This is a genomic window from Nonomuraea bangladeshensis (genome assembly GCF_039529455.1).
GTDB lineage: Bacteria > Actinomycetota > Actinomycetes > Streptosporangiales > Streptosporangiaceae > Nonomuraea > Nonomuraea bangladeshensis.
The window spans coordinates 399,661-423,446 of sequence record NZ_BAAAMV010000002.1 but is presented as its reverse complement, the minus strand read 5'-3'; the positions used below and the strand labels follow the sequence as shown (position 1 = coordinate 423,446).

22 protein-coding genes are annotated in these 23,786 nt (G+C 72.0%); 15 read left to right on the top strand and 7 right to left on the bottom strand.

Annotation, left to right across the window (positions count from 1 at the left end):
* The first annotated feature begins 536 nt into the window (after window positions 1-536).
* Genes ABD292_RS06065 through ABD292_RS06040 form a run of 6 tightly spaced genes read left to right on the top strand, consistent with a single transcriptional unit; the run spans window position 537 to window position 7,123 of the window.
* Window positions 537-1,877, top strand: a complete 1,341-nt coding sequence (locus ABD292_RS06065; RefSeq protein ID WP_344205880.1) for an extracellular solute-binding protein — start codon at window positions 537-539, stop codon at window positions 1,875-1,877.
* Between the two features lie 57 nt (window positions 1,878-1,934).
* Entirely contained in the window at window positions 1,935-2,891 is a 957-nt protein-coding gene (locus ABD292_RS06060; protein WP_344205878.1) for a carbohydrate ABC transporter permease, read from the top strand.
* On the top strand, window positions 2,888-3,718 hold the full coding sequence (locus ABD292_RS06055; RefSeq protein WP_344205877.1) for a carbohydrate ABC transporter permease: 831 nt from the start codon (window positions 2,888-2,890) through the stop codon (window positions 3,716-3,718). Before ABD292_RS06060 ends, ABD292_RS06055 begins: the two co-directional genes overlap by 4 nt.
* Window positions 3,715-5,124, top strand: a complete 1,410-nt coding sequence (locus tag ABD292_RS06050) for a GH1 family beta-glucosidase (protein ID WP_344205875.1) — start codon at window positions 3,715-3,717, stop codon at window positions 5,122-5,124. The genes ABD292_RS06055 and ABD292_RS06050 overlap by 4 nt, the downstream gene beginning before the upstream one ends.
* Complete coding sequence (locus tag ABD292_RS06045; RefSeq protein ID WP_091084348.1) at window positions 5,105-6,103, top strand: LacI family DNA-binding transcriptional regulator; 999 nt, start codon at window positions 5,105-5,107, stop codon at window positions 6,101-6,103. Before ABD292_RS06050 ends, ABD292_RS06045 begins: the two co-directional genes overlap by 20 nt.
* A gap of 12 nt (window positions 6,104-6,115) precedes the next feature.
* Complete coding sequence (locus ABD292_RS06040; RefSeq protein WP_344205872.1) at window positions 6,116-7,123, top strand: phosphotransferase family protein; 1,008 nt, start codon at window positions 6,116-6,118, stop codon at window positions 7,121-7,123.
* Here the strand turns inward: ABD292_RS06040 and ABD292_RS06035 are convergent.
* Window positions 7,067-9,322: a M64 family metallopeptidase gene (locus tag ABD292_RS06035; RefSeq protein ID WP_344205871.1), complete on the bottom strand. Its 2,256-nt coding sequence runs from the start codon at window positions 9,320-9,322 to the stop codon at window positions 7,067-7,069. The two genes, ABD292_RS06040 and ABD292_RS06035, sit on opposite strands and share 57 nt — an antisense overlap.
* Before the next feature lie 63 nt (window positions 9,323-9,385).
* Window positions 9,386-10,327 carry an anti-sigma factor domain-containing protein gene (locus ABD292_RS06030; protein ID WP_344205869.1) on the bottom strand — a complete coding sequence of 314 codons (942 nt, stop codon included), beginning with the start codon at window positions 10,325-10,327 and terminating at the stop codon, window positions 9,386-9,388.
* A 118-nt stretch (window positions 10,328-10,445) separates the two neighbouring features.
* Between ABD292_RS06030 and ABD292_RS06025 the strand changes: the two genes are divergently transcribed.
* The 3 genes from ABD292_RS06025 to ABD292_RS06015 all read left to right on the top strand — a co-directional run bounded on the left by ABD292_RS06025 (window position 10,446) and on the right by ABD292_RS06015 (window position 14,002).
* Window positions 10,446-11,663, top strand: coding sequence for an FAD-dependent oxidoreductase (locus ABD292_RS06025; protein ID WP_344205868.1), 1,218 nt, complete (start codon window positions 10,446-10,448; stop codon window positions 11,661-11,663).
* A 61-nt stretch (window positions 11,664-11,724) separates the two neighbouring features.
* On the top strand, window positions 11,725-13,062 hold the full coding sequence (locus tag ABD292_RS06020) for a class II 3-deoxy-7-phosphoheptulonate synthase (protein ID WP_020540076.1): 1,338 nt from the start codon (window positions 11,725-11,727) through the stop codon (window positions 13,060-13,062).
* A gap of 169 nt (window positions 13,063-13,231) precedes the next feature.
* Window positions 13,232-14,002 (top strand): SAM-dependent methyltransferase, encoded by a 771-nt coding sequence (locus tag ABD292_RS06015; RefSeq protein ID WP_344205866.1) that lies wholly within the window; start codon window positions 13,232-13,234, stop codon window positions 14,000-14,002.
* A 53-nt stretch (window positions 14,003-14,055) separates the two neighbouring features.
* On the opposite strand, the gene trxA is transcribed toward ABD292_RS06015, so the two are convergent.
* Window positions 14,056-14,430 (bottom strand): thioredoxin, encoded by a 375-nt coding sequence (gene trxA, locus ABD292_RS06010; protein WP_344205864.1) that lies wholly within the window; start codon window positions 14,428-14,430, stop codon window positions 14,056-14,058.
* Between the two features lie 199 nt (window positions 14,431-14,629).
* On the opposite strand from trxA, the gene ABD292_RS06005 reads away from it, so the two are divergent.
* The gene (locus ABD292_RS06005) at window positions 14,630-15,982 is read left to right on the top strand and encodes a pentapeptide repeat-containing protein (RefSeq protein ID WP_344205863.1); all 1,353 of its coding nucleotides are present in this window, start codon (window positions 14,630-14,632) and stop codon (window positions 15,980-15,982) included.
* Between the two features lie 13 nt (window positions 15,983-15,995).
* On the opposite strand, the gene ABD292_RS06000 is transcribed toward ABD292_RS06005, so the two are convergent.
* Genes ABD292_RS06000 through ABD292_RS05990 form a run of 3 tightly spaced genes read right to left on the bottom strand, consistent with a single transcriptional unit; the run spans window position 15,996 to window position 17,108 of the window.
* Entirely contained in the window at window positions 15,996-16,439 is a 444-nt protein-coding gene (locus ABD292_RS06000) for an SRPBCC family protein (RefSeq protein ID WP_344205861.1), read from the bottom strand.
* The gene (locus ABD292_RS05995; protein WP_344205860.1) at window positions 16,423-16,758 is read right to left on the bottom strand and encodes an ArsR/SmtB family transcription factor; all 336 of its coding nucleotides are present in this window, start codon (window positions 16,756-16,758) and stop codon (window positions 16,423-16,425) included. The genes ABD292_RS06000 and ABD292_RS05995 overlap by 17 nt, the downstream gene beginning before the upstream one ends.
* On the bottom strand, window positions 16,755-17,108 hold the full coding sequence (locus tag ABD292_RS05990) for a VOC family protein (protein ID WP_344205859.1): 354 nt from the start codon (window positions 17,106-17,108) through the stop codon (window positions 16,755-16,757). The genes ABD292_RS05995 and ABD292_RS05990 overlap by 4 nt, the downstream gene beginning before the upstream one ends.
* Before the next feature lie 109 nt (window positions 17,109-17,217).
* Between ABD292_RS05990 and ABD292_RS05985 the strand changes: the two genes are divergently transcribed.
* Entirely contained in the window at window positions 17,218-17,895 is a 678-nt protein-coding gene (locus ABD292_RS05985) for a permease prefix domain 1-containing protein (RefSeq protein ID WP_344205857.1), read from the top strand.
* Here ABD292_RS05985 and ABD292_RS05980 read toward each other — a convergent pair.
* Window positions 17,887-18,222 carry a PadR family transcriptional regulator gene (locus tag ABD292_RS05980; protein ID WP_344205856.1) on the bottom strand — a complete coding sequence of 112 codons (336 nt, stop codon included), beginning with the start codon at window positions 18,220-18,222 and terminating at the stop codon, window positions 17,887-17,889. The genes ABD292_RS05985 and ABD292_RS05980 overlap by 9 nt on opposite strands.
* Before the next feature lie 111 nt (window positions 18,223-18,333).
* Between ABD292_RS05980 and ABD292_RS05975 the strand changes: the two genes are divergently transcribed.
* Genes ABD292_RS05975 through cydC form a run of 4 tightly spaced genes read left to right on the top strand, consistent with a single transcriptional unit; the run spans window position 18,334 to window position 23,704 of the window.
* Window positions 18,334-19,500: a cytochrome ubiquinol oxidase subunit I gene (locus ABD292_RS05975; protein WP_344205855.1), complete on the top strand. Its 1,167-nt coding sequence runs from the start codon at window positions 18,334-18,336 to the stop codon at window positions 19,498-19,500.
* An 11-nt stretch (window positions 19,501-19,511) separates the two neighbouring features.
* Complete coding sequence (locus tag ABD292_RS05970; protein WP_344205853.1) at window positions 19,512-20,276, top strand: cytochrome d ubiquinol oxidase subunit II; 765 nt, start codon at window positions 19,512-19,514, stop codon at window positions 20,274-20,276.
* A gap of 6 nt (window positions 20,277-20,282) precedes the next feature.
* Window positions 20,283-22,019, top strand: a complete 1,737-nt coding sequence (gene cydD / locus ABD292_RS05965) for a thiol reductant ABC exporter subunit CydD (protein ID WP_344205852.1) — start codon at window positions 20,283-20,285, stop codon at window positions 22,017-22,019.
* Complete coding sequence (cydC, locus tag ABD292_RS05960) at window positions 22,016-23,704, top strand: thiol reductant ABC exporter subunit CydC (protein ID WP_344205849.1); 1,689 nt, start codon at window positions 22,016-22,018, stop codon at window positions 23,702-23,704. The genes cydD and cydC overlap by 4 nt, the downstream gene beginning before the upstream one ends.
* The last annotated feature ends 82 nt before the right edge of the window (window positions 23,705-23,786 follow it).

Sequence of the window (23,786 nt, the reverse complement as noted above, 5' to 3'; positions counted from 1 at the left end):
ACTCATAGGCCGCCCCGCGGAACGCCCGGCGTCCCGATCCGGCCGGCCGGGCGTTCCCGTGTGAGCGGTTTCAAGCGGCCGCGGTCACGGCCCGCTCTCAGGACCCCGAGCGGCGTCACCGCACCCGCTCATCCGGGCGTAACGGTATTGATCACCTCCTCCGGGGGTCGGGTGACCGAGTCCACCATCATGCGGATGCAGCTCACTTGGATCTTCTTTGCGACCCAGTTGGAACCCCGCTGACTGGGCGCGATGACCAGCGGCAAGCCCCCCAGATACGGGCGACATGCCCTTCATCCGACACAAAACGTGTCTGATGTGATGGGAGCGCTCCCAATCCTCCCTTTGCACGCTTCATCCCCTTTAATCCGCTTTCACGGTCACAAATCACCCCATCGGTAACGGTTGCGTTTCGGTGGATTGACGTGAACAGCGGGCAAGTGCACCCTTTGTGGGAGCGCTCCCAAAGACTCCCACCGCGGCGGAGCGCGTGCCGCGGTGCACTCCCCCAACATTCACCCGAGAAGGGGTCCACCATGATGATCAGCAAGCGTCGCGGCGGTCTGGCCGCGGCCTCGGTGCTGGCCGCGGCGGCGCTGACGGTCGCGTCCTGCAGTTCCGGCGGCGGCACTTCGCAGTCCAGCGCTCCCGCCTCGTCCGGAGCGGCCGAGCCGGTCACGATCCGGGTTCAGACCTTCGGCAGCGGCACCAACTTCGGCTACAAGAAGGCCATCGAGAAGTGGAACGCCGAGCACAAGGACATCCAGATCAAGGAAGAGCACCTGACGGACCAGTTCGAGCAGCAGTACTGGCCGCAGATGATCCAGTGGCTCACGTCCGGCACGGGCGCGGGCGACGTGGTCGGCATCGACGAGGGCGGCATGGGCCTCGCCAAGGCGCACCCCGAGTGGTGGGCCGACTTGAAGGAGTTCGGCCTGGATTCCCGTAAGGCCGACTTCCCCGCCTGGAAGTGGGAGAACGGCGTCGCCGCCGACGGCAAGCTGTTCGGCCTCGGCACCGACATCGGCGGCATGAGCCTCTGCTACCGCGCCGACCTGTTCAAGAAGGCCGGCCTGCCGAGCGAGCGCGACAAGGTGAGCGCCCTGTGGCCGACGTGGGACGACTTCATGAAGGTCGGCCAGCAGTTCCAGAGCAAGGTCAAGGACACCAAGTGGGCTGACGGCACCAACACCCTCTACCAGGTGTACCTGTACCAGGATGCCGCCAAGAACGGCAACGTCACCTACTTCGACCAGCAGAACAACCTCATCGTCGACAAGAACCCGGCGGTGAAGAACGCCTTCGACTTCGCCTCGAAGATGAGCCAGCAGGGCCTGACCGCCAAGCTGCGCAACTTCACCGACGAGTGGGCCACGGGCACCCAGAAGGGCGCCTTCGCCACGGTCGGCTGCCCGTCCTGGATGCTCGGCGTGGTCAGCGGCAACGCCGGCGACGACGCCAAGGGCAAGTGGGACGTGGCCTCGGTGCCCGGCGGCGGCGGCAACTGGGGCGGCTCCTGGCTGGCCGTGCCCAAGCAGTCCAAGCACCCGAAGGAAGCGGCCATGGTGGCCGACTACCTGACCCAGGCGGAGACCGAGGCGAGCATCTTCACCGACTTCGGCAACATGCCGAGCAACACCAAGGCCCAGCAGGACCCGGCCGTCCAGGGCGCGAAGAACGAGTTCTTCAACGACGCCCCCATCGGTGAGATCTTCGCCAAGTCCGCCTCCTCCCTCCAGCCGGTCTTCCTCGGCGTGAAGCACGCGCAGGTGAAGAACGCCATCGAGTCGGTCATCCAGGGCATGGACGACGGCTCGGTCGCCTACGACAAGGCCTGGCAGCAGCTGGTCGACGACGCGGTCAAGGCCGCGGGCTGATCCTTCCGCCCGGCCCGCCACGAGCGGGCCGGGCACTCTGCCGCCGAAAGGTCTGTTATGAGCCTCGACACCCTCCCGCGGGCGTCACGGAGCAACCACCGCCGTGTCCGCCCGCCCGGCCGCCGCTGGGCGTCGCGATTCGACGTCAAGGGCATGCCGTACGCCCTGGTGTCTCCTTACTTCCTGCTGTTCGCCGCCTTCGGGCTCTTCCCGTTGGCCTTCACGCTCTACTACTCGCTCTACGACTACGATCTGGCCGGCACCACCGAGTGGATCGGCCTGGGCAACTACACCGCGCTCCTCGGCGACGAGGACTTCTGGCGCGCGGTGACCAACACGGTCGGCATGTTCGTCCTCGCCACCGTGCCGCAGATGCTGCTCGCGCTGTTCCTGGCCAACGCGCTCAACAAGCGCTTCCGCTTCCGCCTGGCGATCCGGATGAGCGTGCTGCTCCCGCTGGTCACCTCGGTGGTCGCGGTCGCGGTCGTGTTCAGCCAGCTCTTCGCCCGCGACTGGGGCCTGGTCAACTGGATCCTGAGCTGGTTCGGCGTGGAGCCGTTCAACTGGCGGGCCGAGCGCATCCCGTCCTGGATCGCCATCGCGACCATGGTCGACTGGCGCTGGACCGGCTACAACGCGATCATCTTCCTGGCCGGCATGCAGACGATCCCGCGCGACCTGTACGAGGCCGCCGCGATCGACGGCGCCTCCCGCCGCCGCCAGTTCTGGCAGATCACGCTGCCGATGCTGCGCCCGACCATGATCTTCGTGGTGCTGAACTCCACGATCGGCGGCCTGACGCTGTTCTCCGAGCCGACCACCTTCTACGGCGGCAACGTGGACGGCGGCTCGCAGGGCCAGTTCCAGACGGTGGCGATGTTCATCGTCAAGGAGGGCTTCCGGGAGTTCGACTACGGCTACGCCGCCGCGGCCGCCTGGCTGCTGTTCCTGCTCATCCTCATCGGTGCCGCGATCAACTTCCTGTTCGTGCGCAGGATCGGAGGCACGAAATGACCAACTGGTCTCCGACCGTATTCACCCGGGTCATGCTGGCGCTGGCGGTGTTCCTGTCGGCGTTCCCGCTGTACTGGATGGTGGTCATCGCCTCGCGCACGAACTCCGACGCGGTGTCCGTGCCGCCGCCGTTCCTGCCGGGCGGCAACCTCGGCGAGAACATCGTCGCGGTGCTCAACAACGAGGACGCGAAGTTCCTGCTGGGCCTGACGAACTCGTTCATCGTCGCCGCCACGGTGACGGTCTCGGTCGTCATCATCTCCACGCTGGCCGGATTCTCGTTCGCGAACCTGCAGTTCAAGGGCCGCAACGTGCTGCTGGTGCTGGTGCTGCTCACGATGGCGGTGCCGCTGCAGCAGATGGGCGTCGTGCCGCTCTACCGGCTCATGGTGAGCCTGGAGTGGACGGGCACCCTCAAGGCGGTCATCCTGCCGTACCTGCTGAACGGGTTCGGCGTGTTCCTGATGACGCAGTACACCCGCCAGGCCGTGCCGATGGAGCTGGTCGAGGCGGCCCGCGTGGACGGCGCGGCGACGCTGCGCATCTGGTGGAACGTCGTGCTGCCGGCCGTGCGGCCGGGCATGGCGGTGCTCGGCATCAACACGTTCATGCTCATGTGGAACGACTTCATGTGGCCGCTGATCGTGCTCACCCCGGACAACCCGACCGTGCAGATCGCGATCACCTCGCTCAACGCGAGGTTCTCCACGAACTACACGTTGATCTTCGCGGGCACGGCGTTGTCCATCATCCCGCTAGTCGCTGTATTCATCGCATTCGGCCGTCAGATCGTGGGCGGACTCATGGAAGGTGCGGTCAAGGCGTGACGACACAAGAGGAACAGACGCGTTCCGGGCTCCGCTTCCCCACGGGTTTCACCTTCGGCGCGGCGACCTCGGCGTACCAGATCGAGGGGGCCGTCGCCGAGGACGGGCGGGGCACCTCGATCTGGGACACCTTCACCAGGACGCCCGGCAAGATCCTGAACGGGCACAACGCGGACACGGCCATCGACCACTATCACCGCTTCCGCGACGACGTCGCGATCATGGCGGATCTGGGCCTGACCGCCTACCGGTTCTCGGTCTCCTGGCCGCGCATCCAGCCGACCGGCTCGGGCAAGGTCAACCAGAAGGGCCTGGACTTCTACAAGCGCCTGACGGACGAGCTGCGCACGCACGGCATCGACCCGTGGCTCACCCTCTACCACTGGGACCTGCCGCAGGAGCTGGAGGACAAGGGCGGCTGGCCCAACCGGGACATCGCCTACTGCTTCGCCGACTACGCGGCGACCGTCCACGAGGCGATGAAGGACCACGTCCACACGTTCAGCACGGTCAACGAGCCATGGTGCGCCGCGTTCCTCGGCTACGCCTCCGGGGAGCACGCCCCCGGCAGGCGTGAGCCGGAGAACGCGATCAGGGGCGCGCACCACCTCAACCTGGCGCACGGGCTGGCCGTCCAGGCCATGGGCGCGCGCCGGGTCGGCGGCTGCGTCAACCTGTACGCGATCACCCCGGAGACCGACAGCGCCGCGGACCTGGACGCGGCCCGGCGCATCGACGGCCTGCAGAACCGCTTCTTCCTGGACGCGATGCTGCTCGGCCGCTACCCGGAGGACGTGCTCGCCGACCTGCCCGGCGACACGGACTTCATCCAGGACGGCGACCTGAAGACCATCAACGCGCCCCTCGACGTGCTGCTCGTCAACTACTACAGCCGCTTCACGGTCTCGGGAGCACCAGGCGGCCGGCAGTCGGCGGCGGCGGCCCCCACGGACGCGGGTTCCCCGTGGGTCGGCAGCGAGCACGTGTCCTTCGCCAACGGGGGCCGCCCCGTGACGGCGATGGGCTGGGAGATCGACGAGGGCGGCCTCGTCGAGGTCCTCACCCGCGTCGCGCGCGACTACCCGCCGATCCCGATGGTGGTCTCCGAGAACGGCGCCGCGTTCGACGACGTCATCGAGGACGGCCGCGTGCACGACGGGCAGCGGCAGGCGTACGTGGAGGCGCACCTCGGCGCGTGCAAGGCGGCCATCGAGGCCGGCGTGCCCCTGGAGGGGTATTTCGCCTGGTCGCTGATGGACAACTTCGAGTGGGCATGGGGCTACGGCAAGCGGTTCGGCCTGGTGCACGTGGACTTCGACACCCAGGAGCGGCTGATGAAGGACAGCGCGCTCTGGTACGCGGAGATCATCCGGCAGAATAGGACCCATGAACCGACCGACTCTTGAGGCCGTCGCGGCCCGCGCGGGTGTGGGCCGGGGCACGGTGTCGAGAGTCATCAACGGCTCGCCCAATGTCAGCGCCAAGGCCCGCGAGGCCGTGGAGCTGGCGATCCGCGAGCTGGGCTACGTGCCCAACCGTGCGGCGCGCGCCCTGGTGACGCGCCGCACGGACACGGTGGCGCTGGTGGTGTCGGAGTCACAGCTCCGGGTGTTCGACGAGCCCTACTTCGCCGGCACCATCCGCGGCATCGGCTCGGCGCTGGCGGAGACCGGGTTGCAGCTCATCCTCGCGATGGCGCGCACCCCGGAGGAGCACGCGCGGCTGGAGCACTACCTGACGGGGCAGCACGTCGACGGCGTGCTGCTCCTGTCGCTGCACGGCGCCGACCCCCTGCCGGGGCGGCTGGAGGCGATGGGCGTGCCGACCGTTCTCGGCGGCCGCCCCGTCGGCCTCGACCCCTACAGCTACGTCGACATGGACAACAGGGCCGGGGCCCGGCAGGCGGTCAAACACCTGCTGAGCCTCGGCCGCGGCGCGATCGCGGCCATCGCCGGCCCCCAGGACATGGGCGTGGGCGTCGACCGTCTGGCCGGCTACCGCGACGCGCTGCTGCCCTCCGGCCTGCCGGAGATCGTGGCCTTCGGCGACTTCTCCGAGCAGAGCGGCTCGGCCGCGATGATCGAGCTGCTGGAGCGCCACCCCGAGCTCGACGCGGTCTTCGCCGCCTCCGACCCGATGGCGCTCGGCGCGATGCGGGTGCTCAAGGCCGAGGGCCGCCGCATTCCGCGGGACGTCGCGGTGATCGGCTTCGACGACTCCAAGGCCGCGCTGCACGCCGATCCGCCGCTCACCACCGTCCACCAGCCGACGGAGGCCATGGGCCGGCAGATGGCGCGGCTCCTGGTCGCCCGCATCAACGGCGAGGAGCTCCGGCAGCCCGTCGTCATCCTCGACACCCACCTCGTCCGGCGGGAGTCGGCCTGAGAGGAGCCCTGCGTGGACAGCAGGACCAAACGCCGCTTGTCGGCGGCCGAGCTCGACGCGCTGGCCCGGCGGGCCCTCGGCGCGGGGGTCACGGCGTCCGCCGAGCTGACCGACGGGTTCGCCAACGCCGTGTGGCGGCTGTCGCTCGACGACGGGCGCGAGGTGGTGCTGAAGCTGGCGCCGCCGCCCGAGCTGGATCAGCTCAGCTACGAGCGCGACCTGCTGCGCATGGAGGCGGCCGCCATCGGGCTGGCCGCCGCGGCGGGCGTGCCGGTGGCCGGGCTGCTGCGCGCCGGGTTCGACGATCCGGTGCTGGGCGGCGACTATCTCATGCTGGCCGCGCTCGACGGCGTCTCCTGGAACGCCTGCAAGGACGCGCTGCCGCCGGGCTGCGGCGACGACCTGCGCCGCGAGCTGGGCCGCCACCTCGCCAGGCTCAACGGGGTGACCGGCGAGGTGTTCGGCTATCCGCACGCCGGCATCACCGGCGCGACCTGGCGGGAGGCGTTCCTCGCGATGGCGCGGGCGCTGGTGCGCGACACCGAGCGCTATCCGACGCCGCTGCCGCGCCCGGCCGGGGAGATCCTGGCCGTGTTCGAGGCCGCCGCGCCCGCGCTCGACGAGGTGGCGACCCCCCGCCTGGTGCACTTCGACGTCTGGGTGGGCAACGTCTTCCTGGACCTGCGGGGCACGCCGCGGATCCAGGCGCTCATCGACCACGAGCGGGCGTTCTGGGGCGATCCGCTCGCCGAGTTCGTCACGCCGACGATCTTCGGCGAGCTGCGGGAGGACGATCCGCTGCTGGCGGGCTACCGCGAGGTGACGCCGCTGGAGCTCACGCCCTCCGCGCTGACCAGGCTCGACCTCTACCGGGCCTACCTGTCGCTGATCCTGCTGGTGGAGAACGGACCCCGGCAGTACCCCGAGGAGGAGTACGCCGGGCTCCGCGACGCGGCCTTCTCCTCACTCGCCGAGGTGCTGGACCGCCTCGTACGCGCCTCCCTGGACACCGTGGGCTAGCTTCGAGCACTGCCCCGCCCCGGCGCCGGACAGCTCGTTCGGCACGCCGAGGTCGGCGGGGACGGCGGTGTTGCCCGAGCAGGCGAGCGCGCCCTTCACCGTGGTCCCCGACAGGATCGGCGCCGTACTGCCGGTGAGCTGCGCGGCCCCCCGCAGGTCGGCGCCCACAATTACCAGCTCCTTCGCGCCGGAGACGGTCACCGCGCCCTGGACGCCGGTGCCGAGCAGGTGGACGGCGGCCGGGTTCGCGGCGGCCAGCGCGCCGGTGATCCGGCCGCCGGTGGCGACCAGTCCGGCGCCCGCCCGTATCGTGACGGGTCCGGTGACCCTGGCCTCGTCGAGGCAGGTGACGCCGTCGGCGACGACCAGCGGGCCCCGGTGCTCGCCGGTGACCGTACGGGTGCAGGCGGGCGGCGGGGCGATCGTGGTGACGGTGAACTTCCCGGCCTCGCCGATGTTGCCGGCCGCGTCGATCGAGCGGTACTCGACGGTGTGCCGGCCGCGCGGCAGCTTGCCGTACACCAGCGAGTCGATGACGGTGCCCTGCTCGGTGAAGGTCCACGGCAGCTCGGAGGAGGTGGGCCAGCCGAAGTAGTTGAACCAGCCGTCGCCGTCCACCCGCGACTCCGAGACGACGTAGCCGTCGCGGTCGTCGTCGCCGGTCAGGCGCATGGTGAACGGGCCGTTGTAGACGTAGGTGTCGCCGGCGCGGGCCAGGGGGCGCGACAGCTCGTACGCGGTGGCCGGCGGCGCGGCGTCGACCTCCCAGGTGAGCGTCCGGCCGCCCACTGTGGCGGTGAGCGTGTGCGCGCCGGGCGTCAGGCCGAGCGCGCCGAGGTCGAGGTCGGTGCCGCCGTCGACCTGCCCGCCGTCGAGCCGCCAGTCGATCCGGGGGATCTCGGCGGCCGGGTGGGTGGTCTCGACGTGGACGAGGTCGGCGCGGCCGACCGGCCGGTCCGTGGGCGTCGAGGACACGACCTCGACCGCGACCCCGTCGGGCGGCGTGGTGAGCGCGGTGTCCACCGTCCAGGTGCGGGTGCCGGTGAGTGCCGCCTTGATCGCCGGGTCGCGGACGAAGCCGGTCGGGTCGGCGACGGTGGCCGTGACCGTGTGCGTGCCCGGCGCGAGGCCGAGGGTGCGCAGGTCGAGGGCGTCACGGTCGCCGGGCAGCGTCCGGCCGTCCACGCTCCAGGTCGTCGTCAGGGAGTGGCTGACCGGGCGCATCGGCTCCACCCAGAGGACGCGGTCCGCGCCGACGGGCGCGGCCGTGGGTGTCGCGTCCTGGATCACGGCGGTCTTGGCGGTGATGCGCTGCGTCATGACCTCGCGGCCGACCTGGTCGTAGTAGTAGCCGAGGGTCTTCATCATCGAGTGCTCGCTCGGCCGCCACACGCCGCTGGTGTAGTAGAGGCCGCCCTCGTGGCGGCCGATCGTGCCGCCGGACTCGCTCGGCTCGCCCAGCCAGCGCCACCACTTCCTGCGCTGCTCGCGCATCTGCTGCTCGGTGAGCAGGGTGTGGTGGGCGCTGCCCGGCTCGCCGCCGGTGTAGGCGCCGCCGGGGACGCCGCGCTGGTAGTAGTCGTACTCGTCCTGGAGGCCGCCGAGCGAGTGGCCCAGCTCGTGCGGGCTGATCAGGGCCGACATGCTGTTGCTGCCGGAGGCGGTGGCGTAAGAGCCGCCGGCGCCGCCGTACGTGCCGCTGTTGGCCAGGGCGAGGATCTGCCGGTTGCCGGACGTCGTGCCGGTCACCATGTCGGCGTAGCGGGTGGCGGCGGCGTTGTCCATGGTGATGAGGCGCTGCACGCTGCCCGGGTTGCAGCGGCCCCAGAAGCCCATGCTCAGGGGGGTGGTGCGGCGGGGGGCGTCCAGGCCGGGGTCGCAGCTCACGCCGGACTCGCCGGAGACGATGTCGATGCGGTAGACGTTGACGTAGTTCCGGTAGGACTTGAACGGCTCGATCGACCACATGACGTTGAGGTGCCGGTCCACGTCGGCACGGAACTTCGCCTGCTCGGCCTCGGTGTAGCCGTCGCCCATGACGACGAGGTTGAACCGTTTGGCCGGCGGGCCGGTGACCTGCACGGGAACGACGGTGGCGGCGCCGGGGGCGGCGGCCGCGTCGGCGGCTGCGGCGGGGGTGGCGGCGACGGGGACGTGCAGCAGGGCTGCGGCCGTGATCAGGGCCGCTAATTTACGCATGCCCTGCACTATCTCCCACAAGACCATCTTTTGCCCAGATCCCCCTTTTTCGACTTTCTCCGGTCAGGCTGCGGGAAGGCCGGCGAGGAGGATCGGGTCGGTGGTCGGGCGGGGTGAGCCGCGTGCCGGTTCGACCGTGAGTGCCACCCGCTCGTCGCCGCGCAGCGGCGTCAACAGGACGGGAGCGGTGACGCCGCCCTCGGCGCGACCCAGCAACCCGGCGGGGCGCGGCCCGCCCGGACCCATCAGCCACAGCTCGTACCCGCGCGACTCCGGCAGCGGCGGCAGCCCGGACGAGGTGAACAGCAGACGGCCCGCCGAGCGTGACACCACCACCGTCGCGGTCCCGCCGGAGGCGACGGGGCGGCGCACGGTCCGGGCGTCGGACGCGGCCAGCAGCACGGCGACCTGCCGGTTGACGCCGGCGAGCCGCTGATTGGCCTCCGCGACCTGCCGGTTGACACCCGCGAGCCGTTGGTTGGCGTCCGACAGCCGCTGGTTGGCCTCGGCGAGCCGACGGCTCTCGGCGGCCAGGCCGCCGGAGTCGCGGCGTGCGTCCACGGCCACCGCGCCGAGCCCGACGGCGGCCGCCGCGCACACGGCGGCCAGCCCGGCCAGCATCCTCGCCGGCCACCCCCGCCCCTGCCCGGGCCCCTGCTCCCGCCCCCATCCCTGTCCCCGCTTTCGCCGCCGCTCTTCTCCCGCCCAAGTCCGTGCGACAGGGGGTGGCGCGAGACCGTCACCCCGCGCAGGGGCGGCGCCGAGCAGGGGAAGCATGGGGCGCGGGGAGGGGCGGCGGGCGGCGGCGAGCAGGCGTGGGCGCAGTCCGGGCGGCGGGTTCACCGCCACGGCGCCGGCCAGCCGGGCGGCCGTCTCGCGCAGTCGCCGCACCTCCGTCCCGCAGCCGGCGCACCCGCGCAGGTGCTCCTCGAACAGCGTCCACTCCGCGTACGGCAGCGCGTCCACGGCGTAGGCGCCGGAGAGGGCGTGGAGGTCGTCGTCCATGATCACTTCCGGGGTGAGAGGCGGCTCACGCATGTACTTCGGCCGCTCGGGCACGCCGGATGGCTCAGGCCCTTGCTTCTTTCCGTGGACGTGAGACAATCTCATCAGGTGATGAATTATGACTTGTGTGATCGCGGGCGGCGGCCCGGCGGGCGCGATGCTCGCCCTGCTGCTGGCCAGAGCGGGCGTGGAGGTCACGCTCCTGGAGAAGCACGCCGACTTCCTCCGTGACTTCCGCGGGGACACCATCCACCCCTCGACCCTTCAGGTGCTCGACGAGCTGGGCCTGGTGGACGAGCTGCTGAAACTGCCCCACCAGGAAGTGCGCGACGTCGGCCTGGTCACCGACGCCGGCGAGGTCCGCATGGCGTCGCTGCGCCGGCTGCCCCGCCCGTACGACTACATCGCGTTCGTCCCCCAATGGGACTTCCTCACGATCCTCACCTCGGCCGCCCGCCGCTACCCCGGCTTCCGGCTGCTGATGGGGGCGGAGGCGTACGACCTGATCCGCGAGCGCGGCGCGGTGCGCGGGGTGCGCTACCGCGACGCGTCCGGCGAGCACGAGCTGCGGGCGGACCTGACCGTCGCGGCCGACGGCCGGCGCTCGGCGCTGCGCGAGCGGGCGGGCCTGGTGCCGCGCGAGCTGGGCGCGCCGATGGACGTGCTGTGGTTCCGGCTGCCCTGGCGGGAGGGCGACCCGGCGGACACGTTCCTGCGCGTCTCGCGCGGCCACATGATGGTGGGCATCAACCGGGTGAGCTACTGGCAGCTCGCCTACCTCATCCCGAAGGGCGGCCACGACCGGCTGGTCGGCCAGGGCATCGAGGCGCTGCGCCGGCCCGTCGCGCGGCTGCTGCCGTTCCTCGCCGACCGCGTCGCGGAGCTCGGGAGCTACGACGACGTGAGCGTGCTCACCGTGGCGATCAACCGGCTGCGCCGCTGGCACCGGCCCGGCTTCCTGTGCATCGGCGACGCCGCGCACGCGATGTCGCCGGTGTTCGGCGTGGGCATCAACCTGGCCGTGCAGGACGCGGTGGCCGCCGCCAACGCACTCGCCGCCCCGCTGCGGTCGGGCACGCCGGTCCCCGAGTCGCTGCTGCACCGGATCCAGCGGCGGCGCACGCCGCCCACCGTGATCACCCAGACGGCCCAGCGCGTGGCCCAGAACCTGCTCGTCCGCCGGGCCCTGCGCGGCAGCTTCGACCCCGGCGTGCTGCCGCGCGATCTGACGCGGGTGCCGCTGCTCAACCGGCTGCTTCCGCGCCTGGTCGGCGTGGGGATCCGGCCCGAGCACGTGGAGACGGAGGAGGTCCGTGGAGAGGCTACGCACCGGTAATGGCCAAAACGTGGACAACGAGGTCGGTAGGTAGGGGCTCCTTGGCATACCCTCGTATCTCGTGAGCAGCAATCTACTGGATCTCGATTCCTGGCGAGCCCTCCCCGCGGCCCAGCAGCCCGACTGGCCCGATCGCAGCGAGCTCGACAAGGTCGTCGCCGAGCTCGGCGGCCTGCCCCCCTTGGTGTTCGCCGGCGAGTGCGACCAGCTGAAGGACCAGCTGGCCGCCGTGGCCCGCGGTGAGGCGTTCGTCCTGCAGGGCGGCGACTGCGCCGAGACCTTCTCCGGCGCGACCGCCGACAACGTCCGCAACAAGCTCAAGACGTTGCTGCAGATGGCGATCGTGCTGACCTACGCGGGCAAGGTGCCGGTCGTCAAGATCGGCCGGGTGGCCGGTCAGTTCGCCAAGCCGCGCTCCAAGCCCACCGAGGTGCGCGACGGCGTCGAGCTGCCCGCCTACCGGGGCGACATGGTCAACGGGTTCGAGTTCACCGCCGAGTCGCGCACGCCGGATCCGTGGCGGCTGCTCAAGGCCTACCACTCCTCGGCCGTGACGCTCAACCTGGCGCGCGCCTTCACCAAGGGCGGCTACGCCGACCTGCGGCAGGTGCACGCCTGGAACCAGGACTTCGTGTCCGGCTCGCCGGCCGGCCGCCGCTACGAGCAGCTGGCCAGGGAGATCGACCAGGCGCTCGCGTTCATGCGGGCCTGCGGCGCCGATCCCGAGGAGTTCCACACCGTCGAGTTCTACTCCTCGCACGAGGCGCTGATCCTCGACTACGACCGGGCGCTCACCCGCATCGACTCGCGGACCGGCCTGCCGTACGACGTGTCGGCCCACATGGTCTGGATCGGCGAGCGCACCCGCCAGCTCGACGGGGCGCACGTCGACTTCTTCGCCCGCATCCGCAACCCCATCGGCGTGAAGCTCGGCCCGACCACCACGCCGCAGGAGGCTCTTGACCTGGTCGAGCGGCTCAACCCGGCCAACGAGGCGGGGCGGCTCACGTTCATCACCCGCATGGGCGCCACCAAGATCCGCGAGCACCTGCCCGCGCTGGTCAAGGAGGTCACGGCGGCCGGCGCGCAGGTGGCGTGGATCTGCGACCCGATGCACGGCAACACCTTCGAGGCGCCCAGCGGGCACAAGACGCGCCGCCTGGACGACGTCCTCGACGAGGTGGCCGGCTTCTTCGAGGTGCACCGCTCGCTCGGCACGCACCCGGGCGGCATCCACATCGAGTTCACCGGCGACGACGTGACCGAGTGCGTGGGCGGCGGCCACGGCATCGTCGAGACCGACCTCGCCACCCGCTACGAGACGGCCTGCGACCCCCGTCTCAACCGCAGCCAGTCCCTTGACCTGGCCTTCCGCGTCGCCGAGCTCTACCGCGGCTGACGCACGCTCACTCGCCCCGGCGGCGGGCCGCTCCCGGCCCGCCGCCCGGCGGCTGCCCGTCATGGTGATCTGCGTCTCAGTGGCTCCTGATACCGAACGGAATTCACGTTATACGTGAGGTTCCGCCGCTATGATCGCCACGAAAGAGGGCGAAAACTTGGAGCCAATCGTGGACAGTGGTGCCCCGGAAGGGGTGGACCCCAACGTCCCCAACGTCGCGCGGATGTATGACTACTACCTCGACGGCAAGGACAATTTCGCGGCCGACCGGGCGGCGGCGGAGCAGATCCTGAAGACCTTCCCCCACACCAAGGAGGGGGCCCGCGCCAACCGCGAGTTCCTGCGCCGCGCGGTGCGCTACCTCGTGGACAACGGTGTGCGGCAGATCGTGGACCTGGGCGCCGGCCTGCCGACCCAGGGCAACACCCACGAGATCGCTCCGGAGGCCCGTGTCGTCTACGTCGACTACGACTCCGTGGTGTGCGTGCACGGGCGGGCGCTGCTGGCCAGGAAGGAGAACGTCGACTTCCTCCAGGCCGACGTGCGCGAGGCCGACGCGCTGCTGGACAAGCTGGCCGGGCTGATCGACTTCAAGCAGCCGGTGGCGTTCCTGGCGCTGGCGCTGCTGCACTTCATCCCGGACGAGATCGCCTACGACGTGGTGGCCAAGCTGCGCGAGGTGAGCGCCCCCGGCAGCTACCTCGTGATCAGCCACGCCGTGGACACCACGCCGGACACCACCGAGCAGGCGCTGGAGATCTACCGCAGGGCCACCGCCGCGCTCAACCTGCGCGACCGCGAGGGCGTCCTGCGCTTCTTCGACGGCTACGAGCTGGCCGAGCCGGGGCTGACGTTCCCGGCGGGATGGCGTCCCGACGATCCGCTGGCGCCGGGCAACGGCGTCGACTTCGGCTACGTGGGCGTCGGCCGCAAGGCGTGACACCGTAACGAGAAAAGCCCCGCCTGCGGCGGGGCTTTTTCTTGGGCCGGCTGCTAGTTCTGTTCGGCCTGCTTCAGCTCCTCGCTGAGCTCCTGCCTGATGGCGTCCATGTCGAGCGCCCTGACCTGCCGGATGAGGTCCTCCAGCGCGGGGGCCGGGATGGCGCCGGCCTGCGCGAAGACCACGATCCCGTCGCGGATGGCCATGAGCGTCGGGATCGAGGTGATGTCGAAGCCCTGCGCGAGCGCCTGCTCCGCGTCGGTGTCGATCTTGCCGAAGGTGATGTCGGAGTGCTGCTCCGAGGCCTTCTCGAAGATCGGCCCGAACTGCCTGCACGGCGGGCACCAGGTCGCCCAGAAGTCCAGCAGCACGATGCCCTTGTCGGCGATGTCGTTGAAGTTCTTCTCGGTTACTTCGATGGTCGCCACAAGTGGCTCCTCGCTGATCGTCGTCATTGTCGTGAGGTAGAACCCATACCCCGTCCGCGGCATTCCAGCTCCGGCCAGGGGCCGGCCGGGCGCGGGGGCGTACAGGAGAGGGTTTTCGACTGCATATATCCGCATAAATGCGGATAGAACATTTAAACACCGATCCTTGACGGTCGGCGTACGCGGGTATGAGCAGTGCATGGACTGGGTCACCTGCGCGTATTCGGCTGCCTGCACCGGAGTCGCCACCAGGCCGTCCGGCCTCTGCCTCGCCCACCTGTCGCCGGAGGAGGTCGCGGAGACGCTCGCCCGCGTGGCCCCCGGCCGTCTGCTCGACCTGCGCGGCACGACGCTCACCGGCGACCTGCTCAGCAGGGTGCTGGAGGCGACCGGCGGCCGGCTCGGGCGGGCGCGGATGGAGCGGGTCAGATTCACCGGCGACGTACGCCTGTCGGGCGTCACCTTCTGCGGCGACGTCTCGCTCGACGACGCCCGCTTCGACCGGCTGGCCTCGTTCTTCGGCGCCCGCTTCGAGGGCAACGTGTCGCTGGCCGGCGCCCGTTTCGCGCGGGAGCTGTCCTTCCACGGCGTCGCGGTACGCGGGCACGTCTCGCTCGACCGGGCCGTCATGTCGCGTGACGCCCTGTTCAGCCAGGCCGACTTCGGGCACGGGCTGTCGTGCGAGCGGGCCAGGTTCGACGGCTACGCCACCTTCGACGGCGCCCGCCTCGGCGACGGGGGCGCCTTCCGCGGCGCGCGCTTCGGCCGCACCCTGTCCTTCCGCAAGGTGAGCGGCAACGCCGGGTTCGAGGCGGCGCACTTCGCGGCGGACGCGTACCTGTCGGCCACCGGGCGGCTGTCGCTGGCCCGCGCCCGCGCCGACGCGACCCTCGACGTCACGGTGACGCGCTGCGGCGTGGACCTGCGCGGCGTGGAGGTGGCCGGCGCGACCGCGGTCAAGCTGACCGACTCCTCCGCCGACTTGGAGGGCGCGGTGCTGCGCGGCCCGGCCGTGGTGAGCGGCCGGGGCCGGTCGGGGGTGAGCTCGCTGCGCCAGGTCCAGGCGGCCGACCTGACGCTGCACGGGCTGGACCTGTCGGCCTGCCGGTTCGCCGGGATCGTCCATCCCGCGGGGGTGCGGGTCAAGGACTGCGCGTTCGCGCTCACGCCGCGCGGGGTGCAGGTGAGCCTGCGCTGGCCGGTGCTGCGCTGGTTCGCCCGGCGCAGCGTCCTGGCCGACGAGCGCGGCGCGGGCGGCGCCGGCGGCGGGGAGCAGGCGTCCGGCGAGCAGGGCCTCTCCCCCGAGGCCCTGGCCGCGCTCTACGCCGGGCTGCGGCCCAGCGACCGCGCCACGGCCGCCGACTTCGCCTTCGCCGCGATGGAGATGCGCCGCCGGGCCGGCCACCACTGGCGGCTGCCGGTGTCGTGGCTGCTGTTCGGCTACGGCCCGCGGCTCGGCCGGACGGCGGGCTGGTTGACCGCCCTGGCGACGGTCGCCCTGGTCGCCGTGGTGTGGGCGTCGGCCGGCCACGCCTCCGCCGTCCATCCCTGACCGGCCACCCCCGTCAGAGCGCGTCGACGATCTCGGCGATGCGCCGGTAGGCCGCCGAGCGCCAGCCGCCGCCCATGATCCGGCGCGACATCTGCTGCAGCTCGTCTTCGGGGTCGAAGCCCTCGTGGTCGAGGAACAACCGGGTGCCGCGGCCCTCGGGCTCCAGCCGCCAGGTGACGGTCCAGTCGGCGCTCCCGCCGTCGCGCCAGCTCAGCTTCAGCAGCCGCTCCGGCTCCAGCTCCAGCACCTCGCAGTGCACCACGCCGTCGAAGCCGACGGACTTCTTCGGCGTCGTACGGAAGGTGAAGCGGTGCCCGACCTCCGGCCGGAAGTCGCCGGGCATGAGCCATTTGGTGATCAGGTCGGGCTCGGTCAGCGCCCGCCACACCTTGGCGGGCGGGTGCGCGATGAACTGGTCGAGCCTGATCGCGGTGCGGTCCTCAGCGGGAGCCGGCATCGTCGTCCTCCATCTCGTCGAGCAGGGTGGTCAGCGCGGCGAGCCTCTCGCGCCAGAAGCGTTCGTACGGCGAGAGCCAGTCACGGATCTCCATCAGCGGCGCGGGCTCCAGCCGGTAGAGCCGTTCCCTGCCCTTCCGCGTCTCAGCGACCAGCCCGGCGTCCCTGAGCACCTTCAGGTGCTCCGACACGCTGGGCCGGCTCATGGCGAACCGCTCGGCCAGCCGCCCGGCGGGCTGGCCGTCCTCCTCCAGCAGCAGGCGCAGCAGCTCGCGCCGGGCGGGGCTGGCGAGGGCGGCGAAGACGTGGTCGGCGCTCATGCCTGAGTGACGACGAAGCCGTTGCCGAACGGGTCGTGGAACAGCAGTTGCCGTCCCCAGGGCTGCTCGCTCGGGCCCTCGGACTCGACGCCGTGCTCGCGCAGCCGCGCGGCCAGCTCGTCGAGGTCGGGCGCGGCCACGACGAGGCCGCCGATCGGGGCCATGCCGGGGAACCAGGAGGCGAGCAGGAGCGCGGTCTCGCCGCCCTTGGGGGCGACGGTGAGCCAGCGGCCCATCGGGAACGGGTTGTCGGCGCGCACGTCGAAGCCGAGGACGCCGGCGTAGAACTCCAGCGCCCGCTCCTGGTCGGCGACGGGCACGGTGACGGTCTGGATCGCGGAAATCAGCATGTCCGCCACTATATGTAGGCTTTTTCCTACATGACAAGTCCCGGCGGAGCCGCATATCAGGGAATTCCCGGAGTGACCGGCGGCAGGGGCCCTCCGTACAATCGGGATCATGCGCATCGACGACTACGTGGCCGAGCTGAACCGCGCGCTCGCCGGCCCGCCCGGTCCCCGGCGGGACCTGATCGTCGAGGCGCGCGACAGCCTCACCGACGCCGCCGATGCGCTGGAGGCCGAGGGCCTGGACCGGGCGGAGGCGGAGCGGGTGGCGGTGGCCGGGTTCGGGCCGGTCGAGGAGATCGCCCCGGGCTACCAGGCGGAGCTGACCTGCGCCGCCGGGCGGCGACTCGGCACCCTGCTGTTCGTCGGCGTGCCGATCACCGTGCTCATGTGGTCGATGCTGTGGCGGCTCTACCCGGCGACCGAGACCGCCTGGCTGGCCAAGCCCGGCTGGTACGTAGCGGTCTCACGGCTGCTCGACGCCGCGCAGCTCGCCGTCGGCCTGTACGGCGGGCTGGTGCTGCTCGCCCTGGGCCGGGGCGCGCGGTGGATCCGCCGGCCGCGCCTGCTCACCAGGTCGCTGGCGGTGACGGTGTGGGTCTCGCTGCCGGTCACGAGCGGGCTGGGCCTGCTGCTGACGTACGGCGCGGACCAGACCAACACGCTCTCCCCTCTGCCGACGCTGCTGGCCAACCTGGTGACCGCCGCGCTGTGGGGGCTGCAGATCTATGGGGCGTCCCGCTGCCTGCGCCTCACCCGCCCCGTCGTGACGCCCTGCCCGTCAGCCTGAGGCCGGGGTCTCGGGACGCAGCACACCGCCGATGACGCTGGCGAACTCGCGCCAGGCCGAGCGCTCCCCTTCGAGCTGCCTCCTGCCAGAGTCCGTCAGCCGGTAGGTGCGCCGCTTGCGCCCGCCCACGGTCGCCCATTCGCTGGACAGGTGGCCGATGCGCTCCAGCCGGCGCAGCGCCGGGTAGACCGTGCCGGTCGGCACGCTCAGCGCGCCGCCGCTGCGCTCCTGCAGCGCCTCGATGATGGCGTAGCCGTGCAGCGGCTCGCGCTCCAGCACCGCGAGCAGGAGTGCGTCCATGTGCCCGCGCAGCGCGTCCGGATTCATGTCTCAGATCTTAGGCAACCGATCGTCACATAGACAGCCTACATGTAGGCCGTCTATATGTAGAGTGTCTATATGTAGGCAGACACAACTACGGATCGGACCGGAGCCGGAATGGACGTACTCGACCTGGCACGCACCCAGTTCGCCGTGACCGGCGGGCTGCACTTCCTGTTCGTCGTGCTCACGCTGGGGATGGCGCCGCTGGTCGCGCTCATGCACACCCGCTGGGCGATGACGGGCCGGCCGCTCCACGAGGCGATGACCCGCTTCTGGGGGCAGATCTACGTCATCAACTACGCGCTCGGCATCGTGACCGGGCTGGTGATGGAGTTCCAGTTCGGCCTGGCGTGGAGCGGACTGTCCCACTACGCCGGGGACGTCTTCGGCGCGCCGCTCGCCATGGAGACGCTGCTGGCCTTCTTCCTGGAGTCCACGTTCCTCGGGCTGTGGATCTTCGGCTGGGGCCGGCTGCCGCGGTGGCTGCACCTGGCGTGCATCTGGCTCGTGACGCTCACCGCGTACGCGAGCGCGTTCTTCATCATGCTGGCCAACTCGTTCCTGCAGAACCCGGCCGGGTCCGTCGCCCGCGACGGCCGGCTGGAGCTGGTCGACTTCGGGGCGCTGCTGACCAACAAGGCGCTGGTGTTCTCCTTCCCGCACGTCGTGGCGGCCGGGCTGTTCACCGGCGGCATGGTGCTGGTCGGGGCGAGCGCGTACATGCTGCGGCGGCGCACCGAGCAGGTCGAGTTCTTCACCCGCTCGATGCGGCTCGGCGTGGTGACGGCCGCGATCGGCATCACGTTCACGATGGGCTTCGGCTACGCGCAGTTCGCCGGGGTGCAGGACGGCAAGTGGGACAACGTCGGAGCGGCGATCGGGCTGGCCCTCATGATGGAGGTCGGGCAGCTGCTCGGGCTGGTCGTGCTGCTCGTCATGCTGCCGCTGATCCGCTTCCTGCCGCGCTGGCGGTGGACGTATCCGCTGCTCGTCGCGATGACGCCGCTGCCGTTCGTGCTGTCCATCGCCGGGTGGGTGGCCAGGGAGGTCGGGCGGCAGCCGTGGATGATCTGGGGCAAGTTGACCGTCGCCGACGCCATGACGCCCGGGCTCACGGCGGGCATGGTCACCGCCTCACTGATCGGGTTCGCGGGCGTGCTGGGGCTGCTCGCGGTCGTCGACTACGTGCTCATCGCGCGGACGATCCGGCGCGGGCCACGTGAGCCCGACCTCGGCGCCGGCGTGCCCGGCGAGACCCGCGCCCCCGCGCTGAGCCTCTAGGGAGGACTGACATGGAAGTGATCTGGTTCGCCTTCTTCGCGGTGCTGCTGGTCGGCTACTTCGCGCTGGAGGGCTTCGACCTCGGGGTCGGGCTGCTGCTGCCGCTGCTCGGGCGCACCCGCGAGGGGCGCGACCGCATGGTGGCGGCGATGGCGCCGTACGTGCTGGCCAACGAGGTGTGGCTGGTGGCCGTGGCCGGGACGCTGTTCGGGGTCTATCCGGCGCTGGAGGGCGAGGTGTTGTTCGCGCTCTACCCGGTCGTGGTGGCGATGCTGCTGAGCTGGGTGCTGCGCGACGCCGGCCTGTGGTTCCGCCGCCGCGCGGACGGGCGGGGGTGGCGCGGTTTCTGGGACGCGATGATCGCCTTCGGGTCGCTGGGGCTGTCGTTCGGATGGGGCATGGCGCTGTACGCCGCGGCCACCGGGTTCGCCGCCGGACCGATGCATCCGCTGGGGCTGATGCTGGGCATGGTGGTGACGCTGCTGTTCGCCTGGCACGGGTGGACGTTCCTGGCCTGGCGGACGCCGGGCGAGTTCGGCGCGGCCCGGCCGGGGCGGGCGCTGGTCGTGTCGGGGGCCGTGGCGGCGCTGCCCGCGGCCGGGGTGCTGGCCGGGGCGATGCCGTACCTGGTCGAGCACAGTGCGTCGGCCGCTACGTTGAATGTGCTCAGTCTCATGGTCCTGCCGTTCGCACCCATCATGCTGGGCGCGCAACTATGGGTATGGCGCACTTTCCGCCCAGGGAAGGACGCCTTCCGGCTCCCGTCGTTCTTCTGAGGACACGTGCACAAGGATCTTCTGCGGCTCATGCGGGCCGAGCGGGCGGTACGCCTCCACTTGGCCGTCACGCTGGTGGCGGCTGTACTGGCCGGGCTGCTCGTGCTGGTCCAGGCCGAGCTGCTGGCCGGCGTGCTGTCCGGCCGCTTCACCGCCGCCGCGCTGGCGGCGGTGGCCGCCGTCGTCGGGGTGCGGGCGCTGCTCGCCTGGACGCAGGGGGTCTTCGCCGGGCGCACCGCGACCGGCGTGAAGTCGGCGCTGCGCCGCCGGCTGCTGGCCCGGCTGCGCGAGCTGGGTCCCGGAGGGCTGGCCGCGCACCGCTCGGGCGAGCTGGTCACGCTGACCGGGCGCGGCCTCGACGGCCTGGACGCCTATCTCACCGGCTACCTGCCGTCGATCGCGGTGGCCGGGGTGGTGCCGATCGCCGTGCTGGTCCGGCTGTTCGCCGCCGACCTCGCCAGCGCCGTCATCGTGCTCGTCACGCTGCCGCTCATCCCGATCTTCGGCGCGCTGGTCGGCATGACGACCAAGGCGGTCACCGAACGTCAGTACCTCGCGCTGTCGCGGCTCGGCGGGCACTTCCTCGACGTCGTACGCGGCCTGCCCACCCTGCGCGCCTTCGGCCGGGCCCGCTACCAGGCCGGCGTCATCCGGCAGGTGGCCGAGGCCCACCGGAGCGCGACCATGCGCACGCTGCGGGTGGCGTTCCTGTCGTCGCTGGTGCTGGAGCTGTGCGCGTCGCTGTCGCTGGCGCTGGTGGCGGTGCCGATCGGGCTGCGGCTGCTCGGCGGCTCGCTGGACCTCACGACGGCGCTGCTGGTGCTGCTGCTGGCGCCGGAGGCGTACCTGCCGCTGCGGGCCATGGGGACGCGCTTCCACGCCTCCATGGAGGGCGTGGCGGCGGCCGACGCGGCCTTCGCCGTGCTGGACACGACCGGGGACGACGCACGGCGTGAGGTCGCCGGCCGGGCCGCGCCGCGCTCGGCGGGCCCGCCGGAGATCCGGCTGGAGAACGTCACCGTACGCTATCCGGGACGCGAGGCCGCCGCGCTGGAGGACGTCACGCTCACCATCGCGCCCGGGGAGCGGGTGGCGCTGGTGGGCGAGAGCGGCGGCGGCAAGAGCACGCTGCTGCACCTGCTGCTCGGGTTCGTGGAGCCGGCAGCGGGCCGGGTGCTCGTGGACGGCGCCGACCTGCGGGAGCTGGACCCGGCGGCGTGGCGGGCGCGGCTGGCGTTCGTGGCGCAGCGGCCGCACCTGTTCGCGACGTCGGTCGCGGACAACATCCGCCTCGGCGCGCCCGGGGCCTCCGACGAGGACGTACGCCGCGCCGCCGAGGCAGCCCACGCCGACTTCGTGGCCGCGCTCCCCCAGGGGTTCGCGACCGTGCTCGGCGAGCGGGGCGCGAACCTGTCGGCCGGGCAGCGTCAACGGGTGGCGCTGGCCCGTGCCTTCTGCCGGCCCGAGGCGTCCGTGCTGCTCCTGGACGAGCCCACGGCCCGCCTGGACGGGCGCAGCGAGGCGGCGGTGGTGGCGGGCACGGCCGAGCTGGCACGGGGCCGTACGGCCGTCATCGTCGCCCACCGGCCGGCGATGATCGACCTGGCCGACCGCATCATCCGCCTGCACGCGGGCCGCGTCGTCGCCGACACCGCGGACGCCGGGCCGGGCACCGAGCCGGGCACCGGGCGGCAGGGTGAGCGCGTGGCGGTCGTACACGGCGAGAGCGGGGGCGAGGCATGAGGCGGGTCATGGGCAAGCGGCTGGTGTGGGCCGTGCTGGCCGGGGCGGCGGCGGATCTGGCCGGGCTCGGCCTGATCGCGGCGGCCGCCTGGCTGATCACCAGGGCCGCCCAGCAGCCGCCGCTGGCCGCGCTGAGCGTGGCGATCGTGGCGACCAGGGCGTTCGCGACGAGCAAGGGCGTCTTCCGCTACGTCGAGCGCCTCACCGGCCACGACGTGGCCCTGCGCGCCCAGGCCGGCACCCGCGAGGACCTCTACGGCGCGCTGATCCCGCCGCAGCGGCCCCGTCACGGCGGCGCCGACCTGCTGAGCCGCATGGTGGACGACACCGAGGCGGTGCAGGACCTGCTGGTGCGCTGCCTGCTGCCGGCCGCCGCGGCGGCCGTGGCCGGGCTGGCGGCCGTGATCGTCGGGCTGACCATCCTGCCTCTCGCGGCGCTGGTGCTGGTGGCCGGGCTGGCCCTGGCCGGGCTCGCGCTGCCCGCGGGCACGGCGGCGGCCGCCCGCCGCTGGGCGGCGAGGATCGCGCCGGCCCGCGCCGAGCTGGCGGGCCGGGTGGCGGACCTGGTGCACGGCTCGGCGGACCTGGCCGCGTACGGGGCCGACGAGGCGGCCCTGCGCCGGGCGGAGGCCGCCGACGAGGCGCTGGCCGCGCTCGAACGCCGCCAGGCCCGCGTGCACGCCGCCGCGCTCGCCGGGGGCACCCTGCTGCAGGGCCTGACCGTCGCCGCCGTGGTGCTGCTCGCCCAGGGCGCGCAGGTGGGCTCGGTCGGCACGGCGGTGCTCGCGCTGACCGCGCTGGTGTCGTTCGAGCCGGTGCTGCCGCTCGCGGCGGCGGGCGAGCGGATGGCGGGCATCACGGCGGCGCTGCGCCGGCTGCGCGAGGTGCGCGCCGCGGCCCCGGCCGTCGCCGACCCGGCCGCCCCCGCGCCGCGGCCGGAGTCCCCGCTGACCGTCGAGGTCGAGGACCTGGTCGTCCGCCACTCCCCCGCCCCCGAGGAGACCCGGCCCGCGCTGGACGGCGTGTCGCTGCGGCTCACGCCCGGCAGGCGGGTCGCGATCGTCGGGCCGAGCGGCGCGGGCAAGAGCACCCTGCTGGCGGCGCTGATGCGGCTGGTGGAGCCGGAGTCCGGGCGCATCACGGTCAACGGCGCGGACGTCCGCGACCTGGCCGGCGACGACGTGCGGGAGCTCATGACCGGGCTCACCCAGGACCCGTACATCTTCCGTACGACGCTGCGCGACAACCTGCGCCTGGCCGGCCCCGACGCCGGCGACGAGCGGCTGCGCCGGGCCGTGGACGACGCCCGGCTCGGCGACTGGGTGGAGCGCACCGGCTGGGAGGCCGAGCTGGGCGAGGACGGCAGGACCGTCTCGGGCGGCCAGCTCCAGCGTCTGGCCCTGGCGCGGGCCCTGCTGTACGACCCGCCGGTGCTCCTGCTGGACGAGCCCGCCGAGGCCCTGGACGAGGAGACCGCCGACCGGCTGATGGCCGACCTGCTCGACGTCACCAGGGACCGTACGACGTTGCTGGTCACCCACCGCCTCAAGGGCCTGGAGTCGGTGGACGAGGTCGTGGTGCTGGAGGAGGGCCGGGTCACCCAGCGCGGCCGGCACGACGAGCTGGTGGCCGTCCCCGGCTACTACCGCGACCTGTGGGAGTCCGAGGTCCTCACCCGGAGATAGCCGGCCCCGAGCGGCCGGACGTTGTGTTGGCGGCGCAATCAGGTTTATGATTCAAACCAGTTTGGCCGACCGAGGAGTTTAC